This is a genomic window from Chryseobacterium sp. POL2, assembly GCF_011058315.1.
Taxonomy (GTDB): domain Bacteria; phylum Bacteroidota; class Bacteroidia; order Flavobacteriales; family Weeksellaceae; genus Soonwooa.
Window position 1 is genome coordinate 2,501,638 of record NZ_CP049298.1, and the last position, 22,974, is coordinate 2,524,611.

Genomic DNA, 22,974 nt, shown 5'->3' on the forward strand with positions numbered 1-22,974 from the left:
TTCTACAAATTTAACATAATAATTCAAGCTAATTTGTAGTACTAATTCTACAAAGCCAGTATATTATTCATACAATAGTATTTTATTCTTATTTCTAATTTTACTTTTTACAATCTAATAAAAAATAATAAAAAAAGTCAGGTGAAATTATTCTCATTGACTTATCATTCTTTGTTCCTAAAAGATGCTATTAATTAAACTATTTTAATATGAAATTATGAAAAAAAGTATGTCTTCACTAATCCAATTTTCGAAAAAAACAAAGTCCAAAGGGCTTTTTCTCGCTCTTTTATCCACGTCTTCTTTTGCAAATGCTCAAAACACTATCCCCACTATAACAGTTGCTGGAAAATCATTTAAAGATCTAAATAAAAATGGGAAGCTCGATATATGGGAAGATACCCGGCTTCCGGTAGATAAAAGAATAGACGCAATCATCCCTCAGATGACAAACGAAGAAAAAGCAGATCTTTTAATAGGAACAGGAATGCCTGGTGTTGAGGCTCTTGTTGGTTCAGTAGGACCGGCTAAACAGGGGCTGGTTCCAGGAGCCGCTGGAGGCACTTCTGATTTGGAAAGATTTGGTATTCCTGCAACAGTCCTCTCAGACGGCCCCGCAGGTTTACGAATAGAATCTACAAGAAAAAACGACCCGAATACATACTATGCAACAGCTTTTCCCGTGGGAACATCATTAGCATCAACTTGGAACAAAGATCTGTTGGAGCAAGTTGGAAAAGCAATGGGTAATGAAGTGAAAGAATATGGTGTAGACGTCCTCTTGTCCCCTGGCATGAACATTCATCGAAATCCCTTGAACGGGAGAAACTTCGAATATTATTCGGAAGATCCTTTGATTGCTGGCAAAACGGCAGCTGCTATTGTGAACGGAATACAATCTCACGGTGTAGGTACATCCATCAAACATTTTGTTGCAAATAACGAGGAAACCAATCGTTCTACCATCAACGCACACGTTTCTGAAAGAGCTTTAAGAGAATTGTATCTGAGAGGTTTTGAAATTGCCGTAAAAGAGTCTAACCCTTGGACGATTATGACATCATACAACAAACTTAATGGCGAATATACATCTACTAGAAAAGATTTGTTGACTCAGATTCTTAGAAATGAGTGGGGATTTAAAGGAATTGTAATGACAGATTGGTTCGGAGGTTTTCCAGGATTTGAATCTATTAAAAGTGGTCACATATCCGATGTTGTGAAACAAATGGAGGCAGGAAACGATCTTTTAATGCCGGGAATTCCAACTCAGAAAAAAGCACTTGTAGATGCATTAAATTCGGGAGCATTATCGCAAGAAGTGGCAAATACTAACGTCAAGAGAATGCTGAGGTACATTTTCGGAACGCCCACTTTTGCCCAATATAGATACAGCAATAAACCCAATCTTGATCAAAATGCAGAGGTTACAAGAAACGCAGCCGCTGAAGGAATGGTCTTGCTGAAAAATGAAAATAATGCATTGCCTTTTTCCGTCACAAACAAAGAAATCTCACTCTTTGGAGTTACTTCATACATATGGAACACAGGTGGAACAGGTAGTGGAAGTGTGAACAATAAACATACCGTTTCTCTCTTGGAAGGTCTTACTTCCGCTGGTTACAAATTGGATGCAGAATTAGTAAATCTCTACCAACCTTTTACAAAAAAGGAATCTACAGATGAGGATAATAGAAGAGCAAGAGAGTTTGCTAGCGGAAAGTTACCTGTTCCTAAAAGACTGGTCGAGATGCCTCTGAACGATAATTTGCTTGCGAAAAAAGCGGAAACTTCGGAAATCGCTTTTGTGACTTTAGGACGAAATTCTGGAGAAGGGCGTGACAGGGTTGTTGATGAAGATTTCAATCTTGCGGTAGATGAGTTAGAAATGTTGGATAAGATTTCCAAAGCTTTTCATGCAAAAGGTAAAAAAGTCGTTGTTATCTTAAATGTTGCTGGAGTTATAGAAACGGCCTCTTGGAAAGATAAAGTTGATGCTATATTATTAGCATGGGAACCAGGGCAGGAAGGCGGACATTCGGTGGCAGATGTAGTTTCAGGACAAGTCAATCCTTCGGGAAAACTTACAATGACGTTCCCTATGAAATATTCCGACACTCCTTCGGCAAAGAATTTCCCGGGTGTTCCAGCAGAGAATCCATCAGAAGTAACGTATGAGGAGGGTATTTATGTTGGTTATCGTTACTTCAATACTTTCAATGTCAAACCTTCTTATGAGTTTGGTTACGGAAAATCTTATACAGATTTCTCCTATTCAAATATTAAAATCAATTCTAAAGTTTTTAATAAAAATTTAACGATCAGCATCAATATTAAAAATACGGGAAAAGTAATTGGGAAAGAGGTTGTGCAATTATATCTTTCAGCGCCAAACAAATCTATAGATAAACCAAAATCTGAACTAAAAGCTTTTGCTAAAACGAAAAATTTGAAACCTGGCGAATCTCAAACCATCACAATGACTTTATCCCCTAAAGATTTAGCATCATTTGTACCAGCAAAATCGGCGTGGATTGCAGAAGCAGGGCGTTACAAAATTTCTGTAGGTGCATCATCTTTGGATATCAAGCATACTATAGATTTTTCTGTTCCGAAGGAATTAAATGTAGAAAAAGTACAACATGCTTTTGCAGCAGACAAACAATTTGAAGATTTGAAACCCTAATTATTAGTAATTAAAATTAAATTATAATGAAAAAAACAATTAACAGGCGAGATTTCATGAAAGCAAGTTCTCTTGCAGGATTAGGATTGATTGTTCCCAATGACCCTTTAACTACACTTTATAATTTAAATCTTGATGGTAAAAATGCTGTTTTTCCCAAAGATTTTTTGTGGGGTGTAGCAGCTTCTGGACCACAAACGGAAAGTCGCGAAGGACGCGGTCGTAGCAATTGGGATGTATTTATAGACAATGTTGGCGGATCTGCCGACGGAACAAACAATATGCGGAACACCGAATTTGAAAAACGTTATCTCGATGAATTCAAGATGTTAAGAGATGCTGGAGTAAAAGCTTTCCGTTTTTCTTTCTCTTGGCCAAGAGTGCAACCAGAAACACCTGGAAGTCCTAATGCAAAAGCTATGTCATATTATGATAAGTTAATAGATGCAATGCTAGAACACGGTTTGGAGCCCGTTCCAACTTTGTTTCATTGGGATATGCCACTATGGGCAGGTGATTTTCTTAAAAGGGATATCAGCGACAAAATGCAAGATTATGCTGATATTATGTCACGGTTAGTAGGAAGTAGAGCAAAGACCTGGCTGGCCTTTAACGAGCCGAGCGTTATTGCCGCATTCGGTTATGGGAAAGGAACTTTTGCGCCGGGGTATCATTCAAAAAAAACAATGGGTGCTGCGATTCATCACATTAATGTATCACAGGCAAAAATATTTGAAGCTGTGAGGTCGAATGTACCTGCCGTGAAAATTGCTTCGGCTTTTAATATTATGCCTTTTGAAGCTTTGTCCGGCAAAAAGGAAGATATTGATGCTGCTCATTTTGTTGATGTCCTTTGGAATCAGTCCTTTGCTGACCCAACTTATGGATTAGGTTATCCCGATTTAATAAAGCCATTTGTAGAGCCTTATATAAAGGACGGAGACCTAAATTTTATAGCTTCAAAACCAGATTTTTTTGGCGTTAATTTCTACTCGAGAACCTTTGTCAAAGCAGATAATGATAAACATTCAATACTTGGGACAATTCCTATTGCACCGCCATCAGAATTGGAAAAAACTCAGGAATTTCCTTATGATCCTAACACATATACCAAAATATTATTGGATATAGATAAAAAATATGGTCAGCCAGATATCTTGGCAACAGAGTTTGGTTTTGCAATCGAGGAGGATAAGCCGATAAACGGTATTTTGAATGATCCACAACGTATCAAATATATCCAAGGGTATATCAAAGCTGCTCAAGAAGCAGTTAAGAAAGGAGTAAAACTCAAAGGCATGATGTATTGGTCTTCAACAGATAATTGGGAATGGACATTAGGTCTGAGTCACCATTTCGGCTTGATCCATATTGATAAAAATACCTTGGAGCGTATTCCAAAGAAAAGTCTTGAGTATTATGGGAAATGTATCAAGGTAAACGCTGCAGCGGATGTTAGATAAGTTAAAACTAAATAATAAAAACAATTTTAAATAAATTTTCATGAAATCAATATTACTTTCATTACTTTTCTTGGGCACGGCAACATCTCTTTTTTCTCAGCAAAATAATGCAAATGAAAACATAGATCCATCCAAGCCTACCAACTTATACACGCAGGTAAATGTGCAGGCTGAACTCAACTCTTACAAAGGGTTCAGTACATACGGAACGCGACTTAATTTCCAATATGCCCTTAACCCAGATAATTTGATTCTTGCTGAGGTTCCTTTTCTGTATAATTCAGAAACAAAAAAGTTTGGCTTGTCGGATACCAGAGTCAGATATTTTAACGTGCAGAGAATGAACAGCAATAAGTTGTTTGCATTGGCTCCCTTTGTAGACATCTATATGCCTACAGGAAAGTCTGCTCACGGCTTGGGTGGGGGAACATGGTCTTTGTCAGCTGGTTTAATTGCTGGTTTGGGTTTTTCTAAAAATGTTTCTATGTTTCCGGGCGTAAGCTATGTGTATCTTACCGAGAGTGGAAAAAGCGGGATGCAGATTCAGTCTAATGTAAGCTTGAAATTCAGTGATAATACGTTTGTATTTGTTAATCCAAGTGCAATGTTTATTAACTCGGGTGTAACTTGGCAAGGCGAATTAGATGTTAATCAAATTATTATACAAAATAAACTCAAAGGTAATATCGGATGGTTGCCTAATTTTACGAATAAGGTAAACACTTTCAGAATTGGTGTTACTTTCTTTATGTAAGTACTGAGTAAGGCCTTGGATATGCAAATAAAATTTACAAAAATGTAGCTTAACATAGTTGGAAATTTTGTTTGCATATCTAATTTTATTTAATTTAACTAAAATAATATGGTTGATACAATTTGGTTTGCCATTCTTTCACTTTATACTTAAATTGAAAACGTCCGTCAAGTTGAGAAATGACACTATCCCATAAAGTGTGTAAGTTAAAAAGTTAGGGCTTGGATTTTATAATCTGAGCCTTTTGTCAAAAATAATCATAAATTGGTTTAAAACAATTCCCCAATTGTGAATAAGCATTGTCCACTTCTTAGTAGATTCTTTGAGAGCTAAATAAACAGATTTCAACACGGCATCATCGGTAGGGAAAGACATTTTGTTTTTGGTATACTTTCTGATTTTCCCATTCAGATTTTCAATGAGATTAGTGGTATAAATGATTTTTCGAATTTCAAGTGGGAATTCAAAAAAGACGGTTAATTCATCCCAATTGTTTTTCCCAGATTGAATAGCGTACAAATATTTACTTTCCCACTTGGTTGCAAAATCTTCTAAAGCTGCTTTTGCAGCATCTTTGTTAGGTGCTGTATAAATGTGTTTCATGTCGGCAGAAAATTCTTTTCTATCCTTCCAGACTACATATTTACAAGCGTTCCTGATTTGATGAACCACACAAATTTGAGTTTGAGATTCAGGGAAAACCGAGCGAATAGTCTGAGTAAAACCATTAAGATTATCAGTAGCTGTAATCAAAATATCCTCAACTCCACGAGCTTTTAAATCCGTTAAAACATTCATCCAAAAACTGGAAACTTTCGTTTTTTCCAAGCCACATACCAAGAACATCTTTTCGTCCTTCTCGGTTTAATCCAACGGCTAAGTAAATGGTTTTGTTGATGACTTTTGAGTTTTCTCTGACTTTAAAAACTATTCCATCCATCCAAACAATAAGATACAAATCGTCTAACGGTCGGTTTTGCCAAGCAACTACTTCATTGGCAACAGCACTAGTAATTCTGGAAATGGTGGAGGTAGAAACATCAAAATCATACATTTCTTTAATCTGTTCTTCGATATCCGAAACGCTCATTCCTTTAGCATAAAACGAGATGATGATGTTCTCCAAACCATCAATAATATTGTGTCTTTTGGGAACTAAGGTGGGTTCAAAACTACCTTCACGGTCTCTGGGAACTTTAATCTCCGATTCTCCAAATGAGGATTTTATTTTCTTAGTTCCATGTCCGTTTCGGTAATTTCCACTTAATGTTTTTTCGTGTTTTTCATTGTCCAGATGGCTGTCTAATTCAGCATCTAGCATATGTTCTACTGCTTTTTTGTGCAGTTCTTTGAAAAAAGTGGTTAAATCTTCTCCATTCTTAAAGGACTTGTAAAAATCCTTGTTGTTTAATAATTCTTCTTTGTCGATCATAACTATGTAATGTTTAAAAATAGTAAAAAGTTATTTCCGAAAAATTATTTGAGCTTTGAGGGCTCATAATTTTTCAGAATAACTTTTCAACTTACACAGTTAGTGGGACGCTACCAAATAAATGCAATTACGCTTAAAACTGTAATTGATAAATATAAACTCAAGTTGTCAGTGATGATGCTCACTCTTATTTCCTATTTGTAATTAACTACTAATTGCGTATCGCAATATACAATAATCTAACCCCAAGCTTTGTCCATCTGTTCATCAGTGAATACTTCTGTCACCTTCATATATTTATCTAAAACAGCATCTTTTTTGATGTATTTTCTTCAAAACTAAATACAATAGCTTAATTTAAAATTTTATAAGTAGCTGTTAAATATTCCTAGAATTAATGATACATAAATATAATTGCTAATTAATAAATTATTCATATTATGGTAATGTCAAATATGCATTTTTAGTTAACAAATAGTTACAATTCAACAACAAAAAAGCCTTCAAAAACATGAAGGCTTTATAACTAGAAAGATTCAAAAAATTATTTTTTAGATTCTTCAACAGAAACTTTTCTGAATTCTTTGAATAATTTTGTTAATTCTAAAGCTGATTTTCTTGCTCTTGCTCCAGCAGCTTTGTTTCCTTTTTCTTCTTGTAAGCTAGCATCAGTTTTGAAAGCTTCGATTTCAGCATTGATCTTTTCAATAAGTTCTTTCATTGTAAATTATTTTAATTTGAGTGTCAAATATAGAATTTTGTTTGATTGTTCCCAATTTTTTTTCTAAAAAATGATGCCTCAATGCCTTATTTATAGTGTTTTTAATGAAAATGAGATTTTTTTAGATTCTATTTTTGAATTTTTTTTGAACTTTCAAGGTCTAGTTTTAAAAAATTGAGGTTTAAAGCCTGCTAAAATCTACTTTTAAAAATTAAATTCCACTTAAAAGTGATGACATATCTGGATAAATCTAGTTTTATTAATTTATAATCAAATCTAGGTATATTTAAAAAAAACAAAACATTATTTTAGCAAAGCATTGAAAGTATCTCCTTGACGGATATTGCCCGTATTATAACCCTTCATAAACCATTCCTTTCGTTGCGCAGAAGAACCGTGGGTAAAAGCTTCTTGATTGACATACCCGCTTGATCTTTTCTGGATGTTATCATCGCCAACAGCTTCGGCTGCGCTAATCGCGGATTCGATATCGCCAGGCTCCAGAATTTTTTCGCGATTATCTGTTTGGCGTGCCCATAAGCCGGCATAAAAATCCGCTTGAAGCTCTGTAGCAACCGAAACACGATTTATTTCTGTTTCCGAATAGCGACCGCTTCGGCGCAATTGATCAACTTTTTGTGTCGTTCCTAATAATGTCTGTACATGGTGACCAACTTCGTGTGCCATAACATAGGCTATAGAGAATTCTGTTACTTGGGCACCAAATCTTTGTTGAAGCTCTTTAAAGAAGCTCATGTCCATATATATGGTTTCGTCAGCAGGGCAATAGAAAGGCCCCATGGCTGCTTGTGCAGTTCCACAGCCCGATCTTGTAACATCTTCGAAGAGCACTACATGTGGTTTTCTATAAGTCATACCGTTTTGTTGGAAAATTTCAGTCCAAGTTTGCTCTGTTTCGGCTGTTACCATTTCGACAAATTCGCGGATCTGTAGCTCTTGTGGGTTAAGCTGTCGTTGTTCTGTTGTCTGTTGGCTAGAGTTGACTGCAGTTCCTAAAATTGCAGAAGGGTCACCTCCCAAAAAGAAAACTATTGCCGCTATGATAAGCGTCCCCAAGCCGCCACCTACTATGAGCCCACCGCCTCCGCCGGAGCCCCGTCTGTCGTCAACCATGTCACTTCTATCTTTAGTCCATTTCATATTTTGTATATTTTCGGATAAAAATACAAAAAAAATGCAGGTGGAAACCTACATTTTTTATTATTCTAAGTATGTTGAAAATTGTTTTTTTAGCCCCGATTGTAGCATTTGTTTGAGCTCGTTGTAAAACTTGGAAAAGCTTTGGCTACAACAGCGAGTGCGGAAAGCGGGCCCCGCAGTCCTAATGAAGGTGTAATGGTCTTGCTCCTTATTCTAAACCTTGTTGTTGAATTGTATCATTTTGATGGCTGTTACGGCTGCTTCAACGCCTTTGTTGCCCAAAGAGCCGCCACTACGAGCGATAGATTGCTCTTTTGTGTCGTCTGTTAGGACGCAAAAGATAGCGGGTGTTTTGGTAAGGACATTGCAGTCTTTGATGCCATGCGCAACGGCAGAGCATACGTAGTCGAAATGTGGTGTTTCGCCACGAATAACACAGCCAATAGCAATAACCGCAGCAAAGCGGTTGGATTTGCACATTTGCATTGCTGCAAAACTTAATTCGAATGCGCCAGGAACATAAAAAACTTTGATGTTTTCTTTGCGAAGTCCTTCTTTTGCTAGAACTTCCAAAGCTGCATCGCGCATATTATAGGTTACAAAATCATTCCACTCCGAAACAACAATGCCGATAGAATATGTATCGGCATTTGATAAGTTAAGTGGCTTGTAATCCGAAAGATTAACTGTTGCCATGTTTAGTAATATTTAGTCATTTCAATATAAGCATCAGACTGACCGTTGTCGTAATCTTGATACTTCTCATCGATCATTGCAAAGTATTTTTTAGCTTCTGCTTTTTTGTTTAGTGAAAGTGCTAACATACCTGCTTTTTTTGTAAAATAATAAATGGTATAAGGATCTTTTGCGGTAGAAACTGCTTTGTCCATATTGCTCATTGCATCGTCGCTTCTGTTAAGATTTGCAGAGCAATCAGCCATTGCGCCATACTTCATCGCCATAAGCGTTTTGTTATCGCTGCTGAATTTATCTAGCATATCGTAAGCTTTTTGGAAATTTCCTTTTTTGAATTCGATAAGTCCTGCATTGTAAGCTGCAAGTTTACCCGCGTCCGTTGCGGAATATTCGTTATAAGTTCCCATGAAACCTGGGTTAGCAGCGCTTTTGCCACCTAAAGCTAAATCGTTGTCGCCTTTTGAAAGGTTAGCTTGTGCTGTTAAAAAAGCTTTGGTTGCTTCTTCGTTTTTTGGACCAACGATAAATTGTTTGTATCCAAAAAATCCTAAAACAGCTAGGATAAGTACGATAAAAGCGATACCAATTGGTTTTGAATATTTTTCTAAACCTTGCTCCACGTTAAGAGCTTTTTGGTCTAAGTCTTTGAAAAATTCAACGGTTTCTTTTCCTTCCTGAATTTGTTTTTTATTTAAGTCTGCTGCCATATTTTGTAAATATTCGAAATGCAAATTTAATGCTTTCTGTGTGATATGCAAAAAAACTGAGTTTTATAGATTAATATTTTAAAATTGAATAAATCTCTGCGTTAAATTTTTTAAGCTTTTCGGTTCCGTTCAACCCGTCAAGTTCTATTAAGAAACTGAATTGTGCTGGGATAGCGCCTTGTTTTTCTACAAGTTTTGCGGCGGCTTCTGTTGTGCCTCCAGTTGCTAAAAGATCATCATGGATTAGTACACGTTGACCAGGTTTTAGTTGATCGGTTTTCATTTCAATTTCTGAATTTCCATATTCCAAATCGTAAATTTGTCCAATGAAAGGAGGAGGAAGTTTTCCTTTTTTACGAATTAATATAAACGGAACTTCCAGCGCAACCGCAATGGCAATGCCGAAAAGATAACCGCGACTCTCGATGCCACATACAACATCTATTTTGCCTTTGCTGAATTCTACAAAGTCTTTGATAACTTCTTCATATAATTGAGGTTGAAGAAAAATGGGTGAAATATCTTTAAACTGAATGCCTTCTATCGGGAAGTCAGGGATATTGTCGATGGTGTTTTCTAAATTTTGAATAAGCTCAGCAGATGCCATTTAATTATTGTTTTTTTGATGAATTTATTTTATAGCTTGTGATTTTCCAACCATTGGCTGTTGACTTAAGTCCATAGGTTACATTAAGTGATGTTGTGTTGCCATCTTTGTCCGTTACGTCGTAGTTGGCATTAATTGTTGAAGTATTGTCTTTGGTAATGGGCGCCGAAACGGAGTTTACTTTAATATTTTTCACAGAGCCAAAGCCAGAATTTGGATTTGAGAATTTGTCATAACTTCCCCATGCTGGATTTTCTGCGTTCTCGTAAGCTGCTTTAAGATTTTGAGAATTAAGATTGCTCAAGAATTTTGAAACCGTAGATTTTGGGTCACTGCTTACTTTTGGAGTCGATGGTGTGGAGGCTGTTGTGGTCGTTCCCGATGAATTGTCGGGACTTGTTGCTGTTGCGTCTGGATTATTAGGGTCAACCAAACTTGGATCAATAGGCTCCGTAGGTTCCGTAGTAACGGGCGCTTTTACTACCGCTCTAGGATTAAAATCGATTCCTGATTTTATCATTTGATAGACTTTCTTTGTTGTTTTTACGCTAACTTTTACTTCAAGTTTGTTATCGATAATACTTGCAACTGGTAAAGACGAATATTTCACAGTAAATCCGCGGAAATTATTATCCTGCATCATGTTTTTTGCAGTTTGTAGCTTGTTGCCATTGCTGAAAACTTCCAGTGTTGTTTCAAGTCCTGCTCCGGTAAATTCAATTTTTTCGCCATTTTGGTTAACCAACTGGGGGATTACTACAAAGGCTTTTGGACCATGGATGCTATCCGACATTGCGGGTTTTACAATAATATTAAGCGCGCTTGCAGCAACATCATTTGGGTCAACTTCTGATACTTTGTCATCACCAAAGATATTCATCGTGCCTAATGATGGTGGCGCTGTACTGGACCAACTAATGTTATTCTTCTGTGCGATTTCATCGGCCATTTTCATAATTTCGGGAACCTTTTTGCCGTTTAGCAATTTTCCTAAAGCCTCAATCTCTGCAACATCGCCATCCACATCAACACCGAATGTTTTTAAAATATATAAAGCTTCATTGAATTTTATCTGCTGTAAGGTCGGCAACGAGGAAGTCATATCGTTTATACTTTCCTGAAATGCCTTTCTGTTGGCACCATCTACACTTGTTTTTTTACAAGACATTACAAGGAATAAACTTGCAAACAAAAGGTATCGAAAGAATTTCATATCTATGTTTTTTCTAGTTAGATTTCTAATATACAAAATTGTTGTTAAATATCTACAATGCAATGTTTTGCATATAACAGACATGTTACAGCGCAAAATTACATCATTTCTTTTTTCGCGAAGCAAATTAAAAAAACTATTTTTACAAAAATTAATAGTAGTATGTCGAATAAATTGACGGTTGAGATCCATAGTTTTTCCTATAAAAAAGGAGGAATCCCAAAAGATGATTCTGGAAATGGTGGAGGATTTGTGTTTGATTGTCGAGGAATTCTCAATCCTGGACGTATTGAAGAATACAAATCTCAAACAGGAAATGATGTTGCAGTTCAAGAATATTTAGAAGAAAACACAAAGATGCCTTCGTTCCTGCACGCTGTAAAATCTATTGTTTCTATTAATATTGATGATTATCTGGAGAGAGGTTTTGAAAATCTTCAAATCAATTTTGGGTGTACAGGTGGACAGCACCGCTCGGTATATTCTGCATTGAAAATTACTGAATTTATCAAAGAAAAATATCCGAAGGTTGATGTCAAAATTCAGCATGATGAGCAACCACAACTTAACAAGTCACAAGCTTAATGAAAGCCTTGATTTTTGCGGCAGGCAAGGGGACAAGACTTCAACCATTCACCAACTTTCATCCCAAAGCGCTAGCTGAAGTTAACGGAATTCCTTTATTGGAACGAAATATCAAGTATTTGCAATCACATGGTATCAATGATTTTGTTATCAATGTTCATCATTTTGGAGAGCAAATCATTAAGTTTTTGGAATTAAAAAATAATTTTGGTGCCAATATTGAAATTTCGGATGAGCGAGAAAAATTATTAGAAACTGGCGGTGGTTTGGTTTTTGCAAGAGACTTACTATCATCGGAAGAGAGTTTCCTCATTATGAATGCCGATATCTTAACAGATCTCAATATTTCTAATTTTTTAAAATTCCATTTGGACGGCAATAACTTTGTTACATTAGCCGTTTCGGACAGACAAAGCTCAAGAAAATTATTTTTTGATAAAGAAATGATTTTAAAAGGCTGGAAAAACCTTGGAACTAACGAAACTAAAATGGCTTGTGATAATGATAACTTCAGAGAATTAGCTTTTAGCGGTATCCATTGTGTGCATACATCTATCTTTGAAAAAATAACGAGAAACGGAAAATTTTCAATAATGGATGAATATCTTGATATGATGATGACCGAAAAAATTATAGGTTACGAACATAACGCGAATTTGATAGATGTCGGAAAACCCGAATCTATACAACAAGCAGAAAAATTATTTTTATGATTGACGATAGCAAAGACTTAGATAAAAGATTACACGAAAGTTTCAGACGAAAAACTTGGGACGAAACCATTACCAAAGACAGTTGGATGGTTTTCAAAGTGATGGCTGAGTTTGTAGATGGTTACGAAAAAATGGGACGTATAGGACCTTGCGTTTCGATATTTGGTTCTGCCAGATTAAAAAAAGACGATTATTATTACAACATGGCGATCGAGATTGCGACCAAAATTACCGAAATAGGTTTTGGCGTTATCACAGGTGGAGGCCCTGGTATAATGGAAGCTGGTAACAAAGGGGCTTTTGGACATGGTATTTCTATTGGGCTTAATATTGACTTGCCGTTTGAACAACATTTCAATCCGTATATTGATAAAGGTTATAACCTCGATTTTGACTATTTCTTTGTTAGAAAAGTCATGTTTGTAAAATATTCTCAAGGATTTATTGTCATGCCAGGTGGTTTTGGGACTTTGGATGAATTGTCTGAAGCTTTAACTTTAATTCAGACGAAGAAGATTGGACGTTTTCCTATTGTATTGATAGGCTCAGATTTTTGGAGCGGACTTTTGGACTGGTTCAAAAACACATTGGTAGAACGAAAGCTAATCAATGAAGAGGATTTACAATTATTCCGAGTTGTAGATACAGCAGATGATGCCGTGGCACACATTAAAGCATTCTATGACAAATATGCTGTGAACGTCAATTTCTAAAATTGGCTGATGGCATGTTATTTGACCAAATTTTAAAAATCAATAGTTATGAAAAAGTATTTCAACATTTTTGGCGTTTTATTCTTGTTTATTGCAATGAGTTTTACAGGATTGGAGATGTTTTCATCGATGACAAAAGTTGAATTTGTAGAAGGTAGCAAAACCTTAAAATTTACAACTAAGCTAAGTACATCCCACATTTCTAAAGCGCTTAATATTGACCCAAACACAACAGGATTCGATGCAGAGGTTAAAAAATATGTTAATGCTAATGTTGCTATTGCTGTTAATGGGAGTAGTAAAGTATTAACTTTTACAGGAAGTCAGGTGAATGGCGAATCTGTTTTCGTTTATTATGAAGCTTCTGGTGTTAGCGATGTTTCTAGTTTGAAAATTAAAAACTCAATATTAACAAGTGTTTATCCAAAACAAGTTAATATCGTCAACATTTCTTATAAAGGAAACCTGAAAACTGTTAACTTCCAAAAAGGAAAAGAAACTGCAGATGTCACATTTTAAAAGACATTGCTAGTAAAATAAAAACTCCCGAATTTTCGGGAGTTTTTTAATTTTAATGACATAATGTATGGTCGTTGGGATCACTACCGTGTTGATGGTGTTTAATTTGTAATGCTTCTTTTTTCGGGGAAAGATAAGGTATTCCGATTTCTAAACCGCGTAGAATGAAAAGTCCGCCCAAAATAATCATTACAACTGGCACGAATTTCACCAATTTTAAACGCATGTTTTGGCTTAAAAAATTCCCCAAAACAACAACTGCAAACATAAAAGGAAAAGTACCCAATCCGAAAAATAACATATACAAAGCACCTTGCCAAATTCCGCCAGTTGCTAGAGATGCCGTTAAAGCCATATACACCATGCCGCAAGGCAAAAGACCATTAAGAAGGCCTGTGGTAAATCGCGATGACAAATCAGCTTTGGTTAGTAGTTTTGAAAGTTTTAATTTTACTTTTAATAAGGCTTTGTTGACAAAAGGAATTTTTGTAGCAAAATCTTTTCCGCCAAAAGAAAATAGAGCCATTACAATCAGCAAAATACCAACGCCAATACTAAGAGAAGTTTGTAAGCCTGCAAAATGAAAACTTTCACCAACAATTCCTAAAACAGCACCTAATAAAGAATAAGTGATAATTCTTCCAAAATTATAAGTGAAATTTTGGAGATAGAAGTTGACTTTTTGCTGCCGCGATAATCCCATGGAAAGTGCGATAGGTCCACACATGCCAATGCAATGAAAACCTGAAGCAAATCCCAGTAACAAGGCGGATAAAAGCAATGCTATTTCCATAATACATCATAATCAATCTGGTAGGATTGGTTATTTTCTTTCCATTTTGTTTTTAAAGTGTAAGAACCAGGTACCAAAACTTTTGCTGGTATCAACATGGAGTTGGTGCCATCAAGACGTTCTAGTTTATGGATATCTAGATTCGAATCATCCGTGCGGAAGAGTACAATGTCGATTTGTTTATTATCGATTTTTCTTTCCGAAGGGAAATGAAGTTTTATACCGTTTTTATCTTGGGAGTAAATGGGTTTTATCTCCAGGTGTTGTGCATTTTTTTTGGCATCAATAACATCTTGATAGACGAGTTCTTCCTCGTAATAATTGTCAGAAATCATTTCTGCATTTTGCTTTCCTATAGGAAATACTAAAATTAGATACAAAATAAATACAATAAAACTACCTAGCGCGATAACGACTCCATGTCCCCACGATAATTTTTTCAACATTTTTTTTATTTTTAAAATTGGAATTTGAATGGACCTTCGAAGTAAGTCTGGAAAGAGTCTAACAATTTTCCATTCATATCATAAACCCCGATGCTTAGGTTTTGTTTTGATAATTTAATTTGAGATTCTGGGAAACTTACATTGATGGTTCCTTTAATCATTGCATCTCTTTTCATGATAATTTTGTTACCTCCACTTACGCTGATTGTTCCATTTTGTGGTTCAATAACTTTGATCGTAACGGTTCTTGTTTCATTCGATTTGTTAAGGAAAGTATAGTTGTAAGTGTTTGTTATTTTGCCATCACGAAGGAAGAAAGTTGATCCAGGAGGTTTTAAAAATTTGGCCTCCATTGTTCCTCTATTGTTAAGCAAGAATCCTAAGAAAACCATCAATAAAACTAAAAGAACAGAAGAAATCTTCATTCTATTGTTAAACTTGAATTTTTCTTTTTTCTCAATCTGGTTGATGGATGCATAGCGAATAAGCCCTTTTGGCAGGCCTACTTTCTCCATAACTTCGTCACACGCATCAATACAAGCTGTACAGTTGATGCATTCTAGTTGTTGACCATCACGAATATCAATACCTGTTGGGCATACCACAACGCATTGGTGACAATCTATACAATCGCCTTTTCCTACGGCTTTTCTATCTTCTCCTTTTCTCCATTTTGAGCGGTTTTCTCCTCTTTGATAATCATAGAATACATTGATAGTTTCCTTGTCAATCAAGACACCTTGCAATCTTCCATAAGGACAAACTAAGGTACAGACTTGCTCTCTAAACCACGCAAATACAAAATAAAATGCTGCGGAGAACATAATCATCACCAAGAAATTAGTTGGTCGTGCAAATGGACCTTCCTTCATGATTTTGAAAACTTCCTCGTAGCCGACGATATACATGAACATGAAGTGCGTTATGATAACAGAAATCAGAATAAAAATCGACCATTTGAGTCCGCGTTTCCATATTTTTTCACTATTCCAAGCTTGCTGGTCTAGTCGGATTTGTTTGTTTCTATCACCTTCTATGGCATATTCAATTTTTCTAAAAATCATTTCCATAAAAATAGTTTGCGGACATATCCATCCACAAAATATTCTACCAAAAACAACTGTAAATAAAATAATGAATACTAAAGAAGCAATTGCACCTAAAGCTAAAATAAAGAAATCTTGAGGGTAAAATGGTTGTCCAACAATAAAGAATTGACGATCCAAGATATTAATCATCAAGAATGGATTGCCATTAATTTTTATAAATGGAACCGCAAATAGAATAATTAATAGAATAACACTGACTACATTTCTGTAATTGGTGTATTTTCCTTTTGGTTTTCTAGGAAATACCCATTTACGTTTTCCAGTATTATCCATCGTTCCGACAGAATCTCTAAAGGTTTCTGCCTCAACGATTTGGCCTTGCCCACCGATAACAGGTTTGTTAGAGTCGCTCATATCATAACTTTTATAAATAAAAAAAGAGATTGCCCGAAAAAAGAATTAATTCTTTTTCCAATACCAGTCCAATTTACGAAAGAACTGATATATTTTGACAATCTCTTTTATATGGTTTTCTTAAAATCTATTTCTCCCAGTTCGCTTCTGTACCTTGTGGTGCAGCGCCGCCCTGTGCTTGTGTAATAGGAGCTTGCTCTTGGTTGATATGATATACATAAGCCGAAACTTTTTCGATATCATTACCAGTTAGCACGCCATTTTGTCCCCAAGCTTGCATTGTTGGATTGTGTGGACTACCATTGTACACAACGTGGAAAATACTTTTGTATAAGGTTTTTTCCGGTTGATTAATCCAGAAATTGTCTGTCAAGTTTGGACCAATACCTCCTTTTCCTGCATCCATGTGGCAAGCCACACAGTTTGTTTCAAAGATAGCTTTACCTTCTTCAACATGATCTTCCGTGAAAACAGCGGTTTCCAATGTTGCCTGCGGTACTGTTTCTAGATACTTTTCGACAGCAGCAATCTGTGCTTTGTGTTCTTGGTTGTACTCGACATCTGGGTCAGCAAAATCTGTAAAGCTAAAAGAAACAATATACAATACACAATATGCAATACCGAAATAGAATAGACCTAACCACCACTTTGGTAATTGATTGTCAAGCTCCATAATTCCATCGAAACCATGGTCGATAAGGATATCCTCTTCCTCTTTTGCGGTTTGTTTTTTAGAAGCAGACGCCCACAAATGTTTGAAATAAGGGACTTTTGTTTCTGCTAGATATTGGTTTTTCTCTTCTTCAGTTAATTTTTTGAATTTTTCATTCTCAATTAAATCACCAATCGCAGACTGAATAAATACTACGATGATACTTACTATGGTTGCTGCCCAGAAATATTTCGTTTTGAAAAATTCTGAAGTCTGTGCAAACATGTAAAATACGACAAGCAATAATCCTAATACAACAAGGATATTAATATATACGGGTGTTCTTCTTTTCATGATCTTAAAATTGTTTTAATGCGAAGTTTTATTATCATCTTTTTCTTCGTCTTTTTCCTCAATGTTGATATCGTCATCAAGTGGCGCATTTTCTTGTTCTTGATAAAACTTTTTTGGTTTGTTGAATACATAGTACGCAATACCAACAAAGGTGATAAGGAACAATATTAATGACAGGGTATTCAAAAATCCTGCATATTCTACATTGGAAACGATGTCTTTAAAACTTTGCGGAATCATTCGTAATTATTATTAGTTGCTCGCAGTTTTTACTTCAGTTGTCTTAATATCTGTTCCTAAGCGTTGTAAGTACGCAATAAGAGCTGTTATTTCTCTTTTTTCAAGCGGTACGAAACTTGCACCTTGCGTTTCTTTTTGCTTAGCAAATTCTTCCTTAACGTCTGCTGCTTCAGAATAAATATTTTTAACAATTGCATTGGCTTGATTATTCATCCAAGAATCTATGGAGTCAATCTGTGCTTTTGTATAAGGTACATCTAGTGAGTTTTTCATAAGCTCAAGTTTGGCTTTGCTCAAAGATGTATCTAGCGTATTTGTAATTAACCAAGGATAACGTGGCATGATAGATCCTGCCGATGTTGATCTTGGATTATACATGTGTTTGAAGTGCCAAGAGTCTGGTCTTACACCGCCTTCTCTATGTAGATCTGGCCCAGTTCTTTTAGAACCCCAAAGGAATGGGAAGTCATATACGAATTCGCCAGCTTTAGAATATTGACCATTTTTACCATTGAAACGTACAACTTCGTCACGGAAAGGTCTAATCATTTGAGAGTGACAAGCGTTACACCCTTCTCTAATATAGATGTCTCTACCTTCTAATTCTAATGGACTGTAAGGTTTAACCGCTGATATAGTAGGGACGTTATTTTTCACAAATATTGTTGGTAAAATCTCAATCATACCTCCGATAGCTACAGCAACGAAAGCTCCGATTGTTAAATATAAAGGTGTTCTTTCCAACCAAAGGTGGAAGGTTTCGCCTTGTTTTCTACCTTTTACAGTTTTAGCCAATGCAGGTGCTTCAGCAGGTACATTTTTAAGGAATGAACCTTGTCTAGCTGTTGCAATTAGGTTAACTACCATCAAAATTGATCCAATGATGTATAATAAACCACCAACAAATCTCATCTTGTAATATGGTAAAATAGCCGTTACAGTATCTAACCAGTTTTTATAAACTAAAGTTCCATCTGGGTTGAATTGTTTCCACATCAAACCTTGCGTAAATCCTGAAATATATAAAGGAACGGCATAGAAAATAATACCGAAAGTCCCTAGCCAGAAATGCCAGTTAGCCATTTTGGTTGAGTACAATTTAGTTCTCCACATTACAGGTACCAAATAATAGATAACCCCAAATGCCATAAATCCATTCCATCCTAAAGCACCTAAGTGTACGTGACCAATTACCCAGTCTGTAAAGTGCCCAACTTTATTTAAAGTTTTTGTTGCTAAAATTGGACCTTCGAAAGTTGCCATACCGTAACATGTTACCGCCACTACGAAGAATTTAAGAATTGGATTCTCTCTTACTTTATCCCAAGCTCCTCTTAATGTCAATAGACCATTAAGCATACCACCCCAGGATGGTGCGATTAGCATAATTGAGAAACCTGTTCCTACGGCCTGTGCCCATGCTGGTAAAGATGTATATTGTAAATGGTGAGGGCCTGCCCAGATATATACAAAAATTAATGACCAAAAGTGGATAATTGAAAGTTTGTACGAGAATACTGGTCTTTCTGCTGCTTTAGGTAAGAAGTAATACATCAAACCTAATACAGGCGTTGTTAATACGAAAGCCACAGCATTGTGACCATACCACCATTGTACTAATGCATCTTTAACACCAGAATAGATAGAATAAGACTTCCACATTGTTAAAGGAACCTCAAGGTTGTTAAAGATGTGCAACATTGCAATGGCAACCCATGTGCCCAAGTAGAACCAAATAGCAACATACAAGTGTCTAACTCTTCTCTTGGCGATTGTCCCGAACATGTTAATACCGAAAATCACCCAGATTACCGTAATTAAAATGTCAATAGGCCATTCGTGCTCGGCATATTCTTTAGAAGTGTTAATACCCATAAGGAATGTGATGACTACAGAGACGATCATAATCTGCCATCCCCAGAAGTGGATCCATGACAACGTGTCGCTCCACATTCTTGTTTTTAGAAGTCGTTGCATCGAGTAATATGCCCCAGCAAAGAAGCTGTTACATACGAACGCGAAAATCACAGCACTAGTGTGCAACATTCTGATTCTTCCGAACCCAAATGCCCCATGTGAGTTGATTAATCCCTGCATATCCCCACTCTTGAGACTGGCAATTGTCGGGTCGTCCGTTCCTAAGAAATATTCAGGAAGTTCCGGATAAAAAAGCATTAGTGCCGCAGTAAGCCCAAGTAAGAATCCAACCAAGCCAAAAACTACAGTTGCAATCAAAAAAGCTTTTACGATACTATTGTCATAACTAAACTTTTGTGTTTCCATATCTACAAATCACTATTATCTTTTCTTTCTTTTTTTTCAGATTCCAATGTCTCATCTTTTATTTCGTCATCCATCAGGATCCGAACTGCAGGGCTTTCATCGTCTTCAAAATGTCCTTTTCTAGCCCCAATAATGAAGATTATTAAGAAAACTACAGCCAGAGAAACGCTGCATATAATCATTAAATATAGAATCTCCATATGTGAGACAAATTTAAACTAAATAAAGTTCCCAAATTTAGTTAAAATTAATGACTTTGGTCAGAATGATTTTATTTTAATTAATTTATAATTTATCTAAATAGTTTTTATTTACGTAATAGCTTGAAATACTTTGTACTACGGTACCATGTTGACAAGGTGGTGAAAGCCACAACGCTTATAGAACTGATAGGCATAATAATGGCCGCAAACAAAGGCGAAACTTTCCCCATAACCGCAAAGCTAACCCCAATAACATTATAGAATAAACTGATTGCAAATGTTAATTTTACAATACTTATAGCGTCTTTTGAGAATTTTAAGTATTTATCAAATTCTGGGATTTTTCCACCGTCCATAATCACATCAGATGATGGTGTGAACGCGTTGGTGTCGTCAGCGATTGCGATGCCTACATTGCTTTGTTTCAAGGCGCCGGCATCGTTCAATCCATCACCGAGCATGGCGACTTTATGATGTTGGTTTTGAAGTTGTTGGATGAATTCTAGTTTGTCTTCTGGACTTTGGTTAAAACGCATTTCTTTAACATTCGGGATCATCGTTTTCAGTTGTTGTTCTTCCGAAGAATTGTCGCCGCTTAAAATGCTGATTTCGTAGGATTTTAAACTATAAAAAAGTTGTTTTAAATCTTTTCGATACTCGTTTTTAAAAGTGTATTTTCCTAAATAATCATTACCAGCTTGGATGAAAACTGCGGTTTCCAAATTTCCAGATTGTTGTCCTGTAAAACTGGCTGATCCTATTTTGTAAATCTTACCACGCACATTTGCCGAATAGCCTTTTCCTGAGATCTCCACAAAGTTTTCGACAGGGAAATAATCGTCCTCAATTTCAATGAATTCATATAAAGATTTGGACAATGGGTGGTTTGAGTTTTTAAGTAAACTTTTAATATTTCTTAAATCAAATTCAGAAATCGTATCGCCATGATAGTTGATATTTGATTTTTTACTTTCGGTAATAGTTCCTGTTTTATCAAATACCAAGCTGTCAATTTTAGCTAGTTTTTCGATGGTTAAAGTGTCTTTGACGTAGAATTTGTTTCTTCCCAAAATTCGCATCACATGTCCAAAGGTAAATGGTGCCGAAAGAGCCAAGGCACAAGGGCAAGCGATAATTAATATGGCCGCAACCACTTGGAACATTTTTTCGAAATTCTCTTGCGACCAATAGATGGCAGAGATGGCAGTAATACTTAGTATAACAATAGTAAAGTACTTACTAATTTTGTTGGTTATGGTATCGAGCCCTGTTTCTGTTTTTTTGAACGCTTCTTTGTTCCAAAGTTGAGTAAGGTAACTTTGGTCCACGTTTTTAATAACTTCCAGCTCCAATATTGGTCCGCTTTGTTTCCCTCCAGCAAAAATCTTGTCGCCCGCTTTTTTGGAAACTAAAGCAGCCTCTCCTGTTATGAAGCTGTTGTCAATATTGGCTTCCCCTTTTATTAGGATAGAATCGACAGGGATAATTTCCTGATTTCTTACCATAATTCTGTCGCCAACTTTTAGGTCGGACAAGAGAATGTTTTCTTGTTTTCCGTTGAAGTCTATTTTGGTAACCGCAATTGGGTAAAAAGATTTATAATCTCGGTCGTATGATAAAGTATTGTAAGTTCTTTTCTGGAAGGTTTTTCCTAAAAGCATGAAGAAAAGTAGTCCGCAAAGCGTATCGAAATACCCTGGACCATAGTCTGTTGCGATTTCGTAAATGGATCGTCCGTACAGCATGATGATTCCAATAACAATAGGAACGTCGATGTTGATGATTTTGTTTTTTAAGCCATACCAAGCAGATTTGTAATAATCTTGCGCGGAATAAAATACCACAGGTGTCGCTAAGATTAATAACATAATTCTGAAAAGATGCTTGTAACTTTCCATCCAGACATCGTTGCCGCCGATGTATTCTGGGAAGCTTAAAAACATGCTGTTTCCAAAAGCAAATCCTGCAATCGCTAATTTTACGAGTAAACTTTTGTCAAGAGTTTCTTTTTTTTTATCCGCTGTTTCTAAATTAATAACAGGTTTGTAGCCGAAGCTTGTTAAAAATCGAGCGAGTTCACTCAGTTTTAATTCTTCACTTTTGTACGCGATTTGTACGGTTTTTCGAGTGAAATTAACTTGCGAGTATTTTATTTTCGGATTAATTGTGTTAAGACTTTCTAAAAGCCAAATACAAGACGAACAATGTATAACTGGAATTTTGAAAGTTACCAAAGTTGTCCCACCTTCATGGAAATCAACAATTTTGTTGAAGACATCTTCGGCATCCAAATAATCGAATTGCGTCTGGTCGTCGCTATTTGGTCGTATCCCCGAACTTTTATTAAACTCATAAAAGTTACCAAGATTATGTAGGTTTAGGATTTCGTAAACGGACTGACAACCATTGCAACAGAATAATTTTTCATCAAACTCAATGCGCTCTTTTTCAATAGGCTGACCGCAGTGAAAGCAATTTTCTGACATGTGGCATGATTGTTTTAGCTTACAAAATTACGTCAAAAAACTTTGCTTTTAGAGGTAGAATGTCTTATTTTTGCTGATAAATGT

At 36.0% G+C, this 22,974-nt stretch carries 21 protein-coding genes and 1 pseudogene; 7 read left to right on the forward strand and 15 right to left on the reverse strand.

Annotation, left to right across the window (positions count from 1 at the left end):
- The first annotated feature begins 229 nt into the window (after positions 1-229).
- The 3 genes from G6R40_RS11605 to G6R40_RS11615 are packed head-to-tail and all read left to right on the forward strand — an operon-like array spanning position 230 to position 4,903.
- A complete protein-coding gene (locus G6R40_RS11605; protein WP_228455854.1) occupies positions 230-2,686 on the forward strand; it encodes a glycoside hydrolase family 3 N-terminal domain-containing protein in 2,457 nt (818 codons plus the stop codon).
- 26 nt (positions 2,687-2,712) lie between these two features.
- Positions 2,713-4,149 carry a glycoside hydrolase family 1 protein gene (locus G6R40_RS11610; protein ID WP_165135634.1) on the forward strand — a complete coding sequence of 479 codons (1,437 nt, stop codon included), beginning with the start codon at positions 2,713-2,715 and terminating at the stop codon, positions 4,147-4,149.
- Positions 4,150-4,189: 40 nt separating this feature from the next.
- Entirely contained in the window at positions 4,190-4,903 is a 714-nt protein-coding gene (locus G6R40_RS11615; protein ID WP_165135637.1) for a hypothetical protein, read from the forward strand.
- A 228-nt stretch (positions 4,904-5,131) separates the two neighbouring features.
- On the opposite strand, the pseudogene G6R40_RS11620 reads toward G6R40_RS11615, so the two are convergent.
- The 7 genes and pseudogenes from G6R40_RS11620 to G6R40_RS11650 all read right to left on the reverse strand — a co-directional run bounded on the left by G6R40_RS11620 (position 5,132) and on the right by G6R40_RS11650 (position 11,440).
- Positions 5,132-6,335, reverse strand: a pseudogene (locus G6R40_RS11620) (IS256 family transposase).
- Positions 6,336-6,879: 544 nt separating this feature from the next.
- The gene (locus G6R40_RS11625; protein ID WP_079666618.1) at positions 6,880-7,056 is read right to left on the reverse strand and encodes a histone H1; all 177 of its coding nucleotides are present in this window, start codon (positions 7,054-7,056) and stop codon (positions 6,880-6,882) included.
- Positions 7,057-7,359: 303 nt separating this feature from the next.
- Entirely contained in the window at positions 7,360-8,217 is an 858-nt protein-coding gene (locus G6R40_RS11630; RefSeq protein WP_165135640.1) for a neutral zinc metallopeptidase, read from the reverse strand.
- A gap of 213 nt (positions 8,218-8,430) precedes the next feature.
- Positions 8,431-8,913 (reverse strand): 6,7-dimethyl-8-ribityllumazine synthase, encoded by a 483-nt coding sequence (ribH, locus tag G6R40_RS11635; protein ID WP_165135643.1) that lies wholly within the window; start codon positions 8,911-8,913, stop codon positions 8,431-8,433.
- A 2-nt stretch (positions 8,914-8,915) separates the two neighbouring features.
- Complete coding sequence (locus tag G6R40_RS11640; protein ID WP_165135646.1) at positions 8,916-9,620, reverse strand: tetratricopeptide repeat protein; 705 nt, start codon at positions 9,618-9,620, stop codon at positions 8,916-8,918.
- Between the two features lie 70 nt (positions 9,621-9,690).
- On the reverse strand, positions 9,691-10,227 hold the full coding sequence (locus G6R40_RS11645; RefSeq protein ID WP_165135649.1) for an adenine phosphoribosyltransferase: 537 nt from the start codon (positions 10,225-10,227) through the stop codon (positions 9,691-9,693).
- 4 nt (positions 10,228-10,231) lie between these two features.
- Positions 10,232-11,440, reverse strand: coding sequence for a hypothetical protein (locus G6R40_RS11650; RefSeq protein WP_165135652.1), 1,209 nt, complete (start codon positions 11,438-11,440; stop codon positions 10,232-10,234).
- A 162-nt stretch (positions 11,441-11,602) separates the two neighbouring features.
- Between G6R40_RS11650 and G6R40_RS11655 the strand changes: the two genes are divergently transcribed.
- From G6R40_RS11655 to G6R40_RS11670, 4 genes are read left to right on the forward strand one after another with little or no spacing between them, the layout of a single operon-like run.
- Positions 11,603-12,025 carry an RNase adapter RapZ gene (locus tag G6R40_RS11655; RefSeq protein ID WP_262887646.1) on the forward strand — a complete coding sequence of 141 codons (423 nt, stop codon included), beginning with the start codon at positions 11,603-11,605 and terminating at the stop codon, positions 12,023-12,025.
- Complete coding sequence (locus G6R40_RS11660) at positions 12,025-12,738, forward strand: NDP-sugar synthase (RefSeq protein ID WP_165135658.1); 714 nt, start codon at positions 12,025-12,027, stop codon at positions 12,736-12,738. Before G6R40_RS11655 ends, G6R40_RS11660 begins: the two co-directional genes overlap by 1 nt.
- A complete protein-coding gene (locus G6R40_RS11665; protein ID WP_165135661.1) occupies positions 12,735-13,451 on the forward strand; it encodes a TIGR00730 family Rossman fold protein in 717 nt (238 codons plus the stop codon). The genes G6R40_RS11660 and G6R40_RS11665 overlap by 4 nt, the downstream gene beginning before the upstream one ends.
- A gap of 48 nt (positions 13,452-13,499) precedes the next feature.
- Positions 13,500-13,970: a DUF6702 family protein gene (locus G6R40_RS11670; RefSeq protein ID WP_165135664.1), complete on the forward strand. Its 471-nt coding sequence runs from the start codon at positions 13,500-13,502 to the stop codon at positions 13,968-13,970.
- Between the two features lie 52 nt (positions 13,971-14,022).
- On the opposite strand, the gene G6R40_RS11675 is transcribed toward G6R40_RS11670, so the two are convergent.
- From G6R40_RS11675 to G6R40_RS11710, 8 genes are all read right to left on the reverse strand, one after another.
- Positions 14,023-14,763: a sulfite exporter TauE/SafE family protein gene (locus G6R40_RS11675; RefSeq protein WP_165135667.1), complete on the reverse strand. Its 741-nt coding sequence runs from the start codon at positions 14,761-14,763 to the stop codon at positions 14,023-14,025.
- Positions 14,754-15,209 (reverse strand): FixH family protein, encoded by a 456-nt coding sequence (locus G6R40_RS11680; protein WP_185670486.1) that lies wholly within the window; start codon positions 15,207-15,209, stop codon positions 14,754-14,756. The genes G6R40_RS11675 and G6R40_RS11680 overlap by 10 nt, the downstream gene beginning before the upstream one ends.
- A gap of 11 nt (positions 15,210-15,220) precedes the next feature.
- Entirely contained in the window at positions 15,221-16,672 is a 1,452-nt protein-coding gene (gene ccoG, locus G6R40_RS11685) for a cytochrome c oxidase accessory protein CcoG (RefSeq protein ID WP_165135670.1), read from the reverse strand.
- Positions 16,673-16,799: 127 nt separating this feature from the next.
- A complete protein-coding gene (locus tag G6R40_RS11690) occupies positions 16,800-17,678 on the reverse strand; it encodes a cbb3-type cytochrome c oxidase N-terminal domain-containing protein (RefSeq protein ID WP_165135673.1) in 879 nt (292 codons plus the stop codon).
- Between the two features lie 15 nt (positions 17,679-17,693).
- A complete protein-coding gene (locus G6R40_RS11695) occupies positions 17,694-17,918 on the reverse strand; it encodes a cbb3-type cytochrome oxidase subunit 3 (protein WP_165135675.1) in 225 nt (74 codons plus the stop codon).
- A gap of 12 nt (positions 17,919-17,930) precedes the next feature.
- Positions 17,931-20,201, reverse strand: coding sequence for a cytochrome-c oxidase, cbb3-type subunit I (gene ccoN, locus G6R40_RS11700; protein WP_165135678.1), 2,271 nt, complete (start codon positions 20,199-20,201; stop codon positions 17,931-17,933).
- Positions 20,202-20,203: 2 nt separating this feature from the next.
- On the reverse strand, positions 20,204-20,401 hold the full coding sequence (ccoS, locus tag G6R40_RS11705; protein ID WP_165135681.1) for a cbb3-type cytochrome oxidase assembly protein CcoS: 198 nt from the start codon (positions 20,399-20,401) through the stop codon (positions 20,204-20,206).
- A gap of 107 nt (positions 20,402-20,508) precedes the next feature.
- The gene (locus tag G6R40_RS11710) at positions 20,509-22,890 is read right to left on the reverse strand and encodes a heavy metal translocating P-type ATPase (protein ID WP_165135684.1); all 2,382 of its coding nucleotides are present in this window, start codon (positions 22,888-22,890) and stop codon (positions 20,509-20,511) included.
- Positions 22,891-22,974 lie beyond the last annotated feature (84 nt).

Bases quoted from the DNA above. Each gene is read 5' to 3' on its own strand.
- G6R40_RS11625 (WP_079666618.1), bottom strand. From the start codon at position 7,056: ATGAAAGAACTTATTGAAAAGATCAATGCTGAAATCGAAGCTTTCAAA.
- ribH (WP_165135643.1), bottom strand. From the start codon at position 8,913: ATGGCAACAGTTAATCTTTCGGATTACAAGCCACTTAACTTATCAAAT.
- G6R40_RS11660 (WP_165135658.1), top strand. From the start codon at position 12,025: ATGAAAGCCTTGATTTTTGCGGCAGGCAAGGGGACAAGACTTCAACCA.
- ccoN (WP_165135678.1), bottom strand. From the start codon at position 20,201: ATGGAAACACAAAAGTTTAGTTATGACAATAGTATCGTAAAAGCTTTT.
- G6R40_RS11695 (WP_165135675.1), bottom strand. From the start codon at position 17,918: ATGATTCCGCAAAGTTTTAAAGACATCGTTTCCAATGTAGAATATGCA.
- ccoS (WP_165135681.1), bottom strand. From the start codon at position 20,401: ATGGAGATTCTATATTTAATGATTATATGCAGCGTTTCTCTGGCTGTA.
- G6R40_RS11665 (WP_165135661.1), top strand. From the start codon at position 12,735: ATGATTGACGATAGCAAAGACTTAGATAAAAGATTACACGAAAGTTTC.
- G6R40_RS11615 (WP_165135637.1), top strand. From the start codon at position 4,190: ATGAAATCAATATTACTTTCATTACTTTTCTTGGGCACGGCAACATCT.
- G6R40_RS11710 (WP_165135684.1), bottom strand. From the start codon at position 22,890: ATGTCAGAAAATTGCTTTCACTGCGGTCAGCCTATTGAAAAAGAGCGC.
- G6R40_RS11655 (WP_262887646.1), top strand. From the start codon at position 11,603: ATGTCGAATAAATTGACGGTTGAGATCCATAGTTTTTCCTATAAAAAA.
- ccoG (WP_165135670.1), bottom strand. From the start codon at position 16,672: ATGAGCGACTCTAACAAACCTGTTATCGGTGGGCAAGGCCAAATCGTT.
- G6R40_RS11650 (WP_165135652.1), bottom strand. From the start codon at position 11,440: ATGAAATTCTTTCGATACCTTTTGTTTGCAAGTTTATTCCTTGTAATG.
- G6R40_RS11605 (WP_228455854.1), top strand. From the start codon at position 230: ATGTCTTCACTAATCCAATTTTCGAAAAAAACAAAGTCCAAAGGGCTT.
- G6R40_RS11690 (WP_165135673.1), bottom strand. From the start codon at position 17,678: ATGAAAAGAAGAACACCCGTATATATTAATATCCTTGTTGTATTAGGA.
- G6R40_RS11675 (WP_165135667.1), bottom strand. From the start codon at position 14,763: ATGGAAATAGCATTGCTTTTATCCGCCTTGTTACTGGGATTTGCTTCA.
- G6R40_RS11640 (WP_165135646.1), bottom strand. From the start codon at position 9,620: ATGGCAGCAGACTTAAATAAAAAACAAATTCAGGAAGGAAAAGAAACC.
- G6R40_RS11670 (WP_165135664.1), top strand. From the start codon at position 13,500: ATGAAAAAGTATTTCAACATTTTTGGCGTTTTATTCTTGTTTATTGCA.
- G6R40_RS11645 (WP_165135649.1), bottom strand. From the start codon at position 10,227: ATGGCATCTGCTGAGCTTATTCAAAATTTAGAAAACACCATCGACAAT.
- G6R40_RS11680 (WP_185670486.1), bottom strand. From the start codon at position 15,209: ATGTTGAAAAAATTATCGTGGGGACATGGAGTCGTTATCGCGCTAGGT.
- G6R40_RS11630 (WP_165135640.1), bottom strand. From the start codon at position 8,217: ATGAAATGGACTAAAGATAGAAGTGACATGGTTGACGACAGACGGGGC.
- G6R40_RS11610 (WP_165135634.1), top strand. From the start codon at position 2,713: ATGAAAAAAACAATTAACAGGCGAGATTTCATGAAAGCAAGTTCTCTT.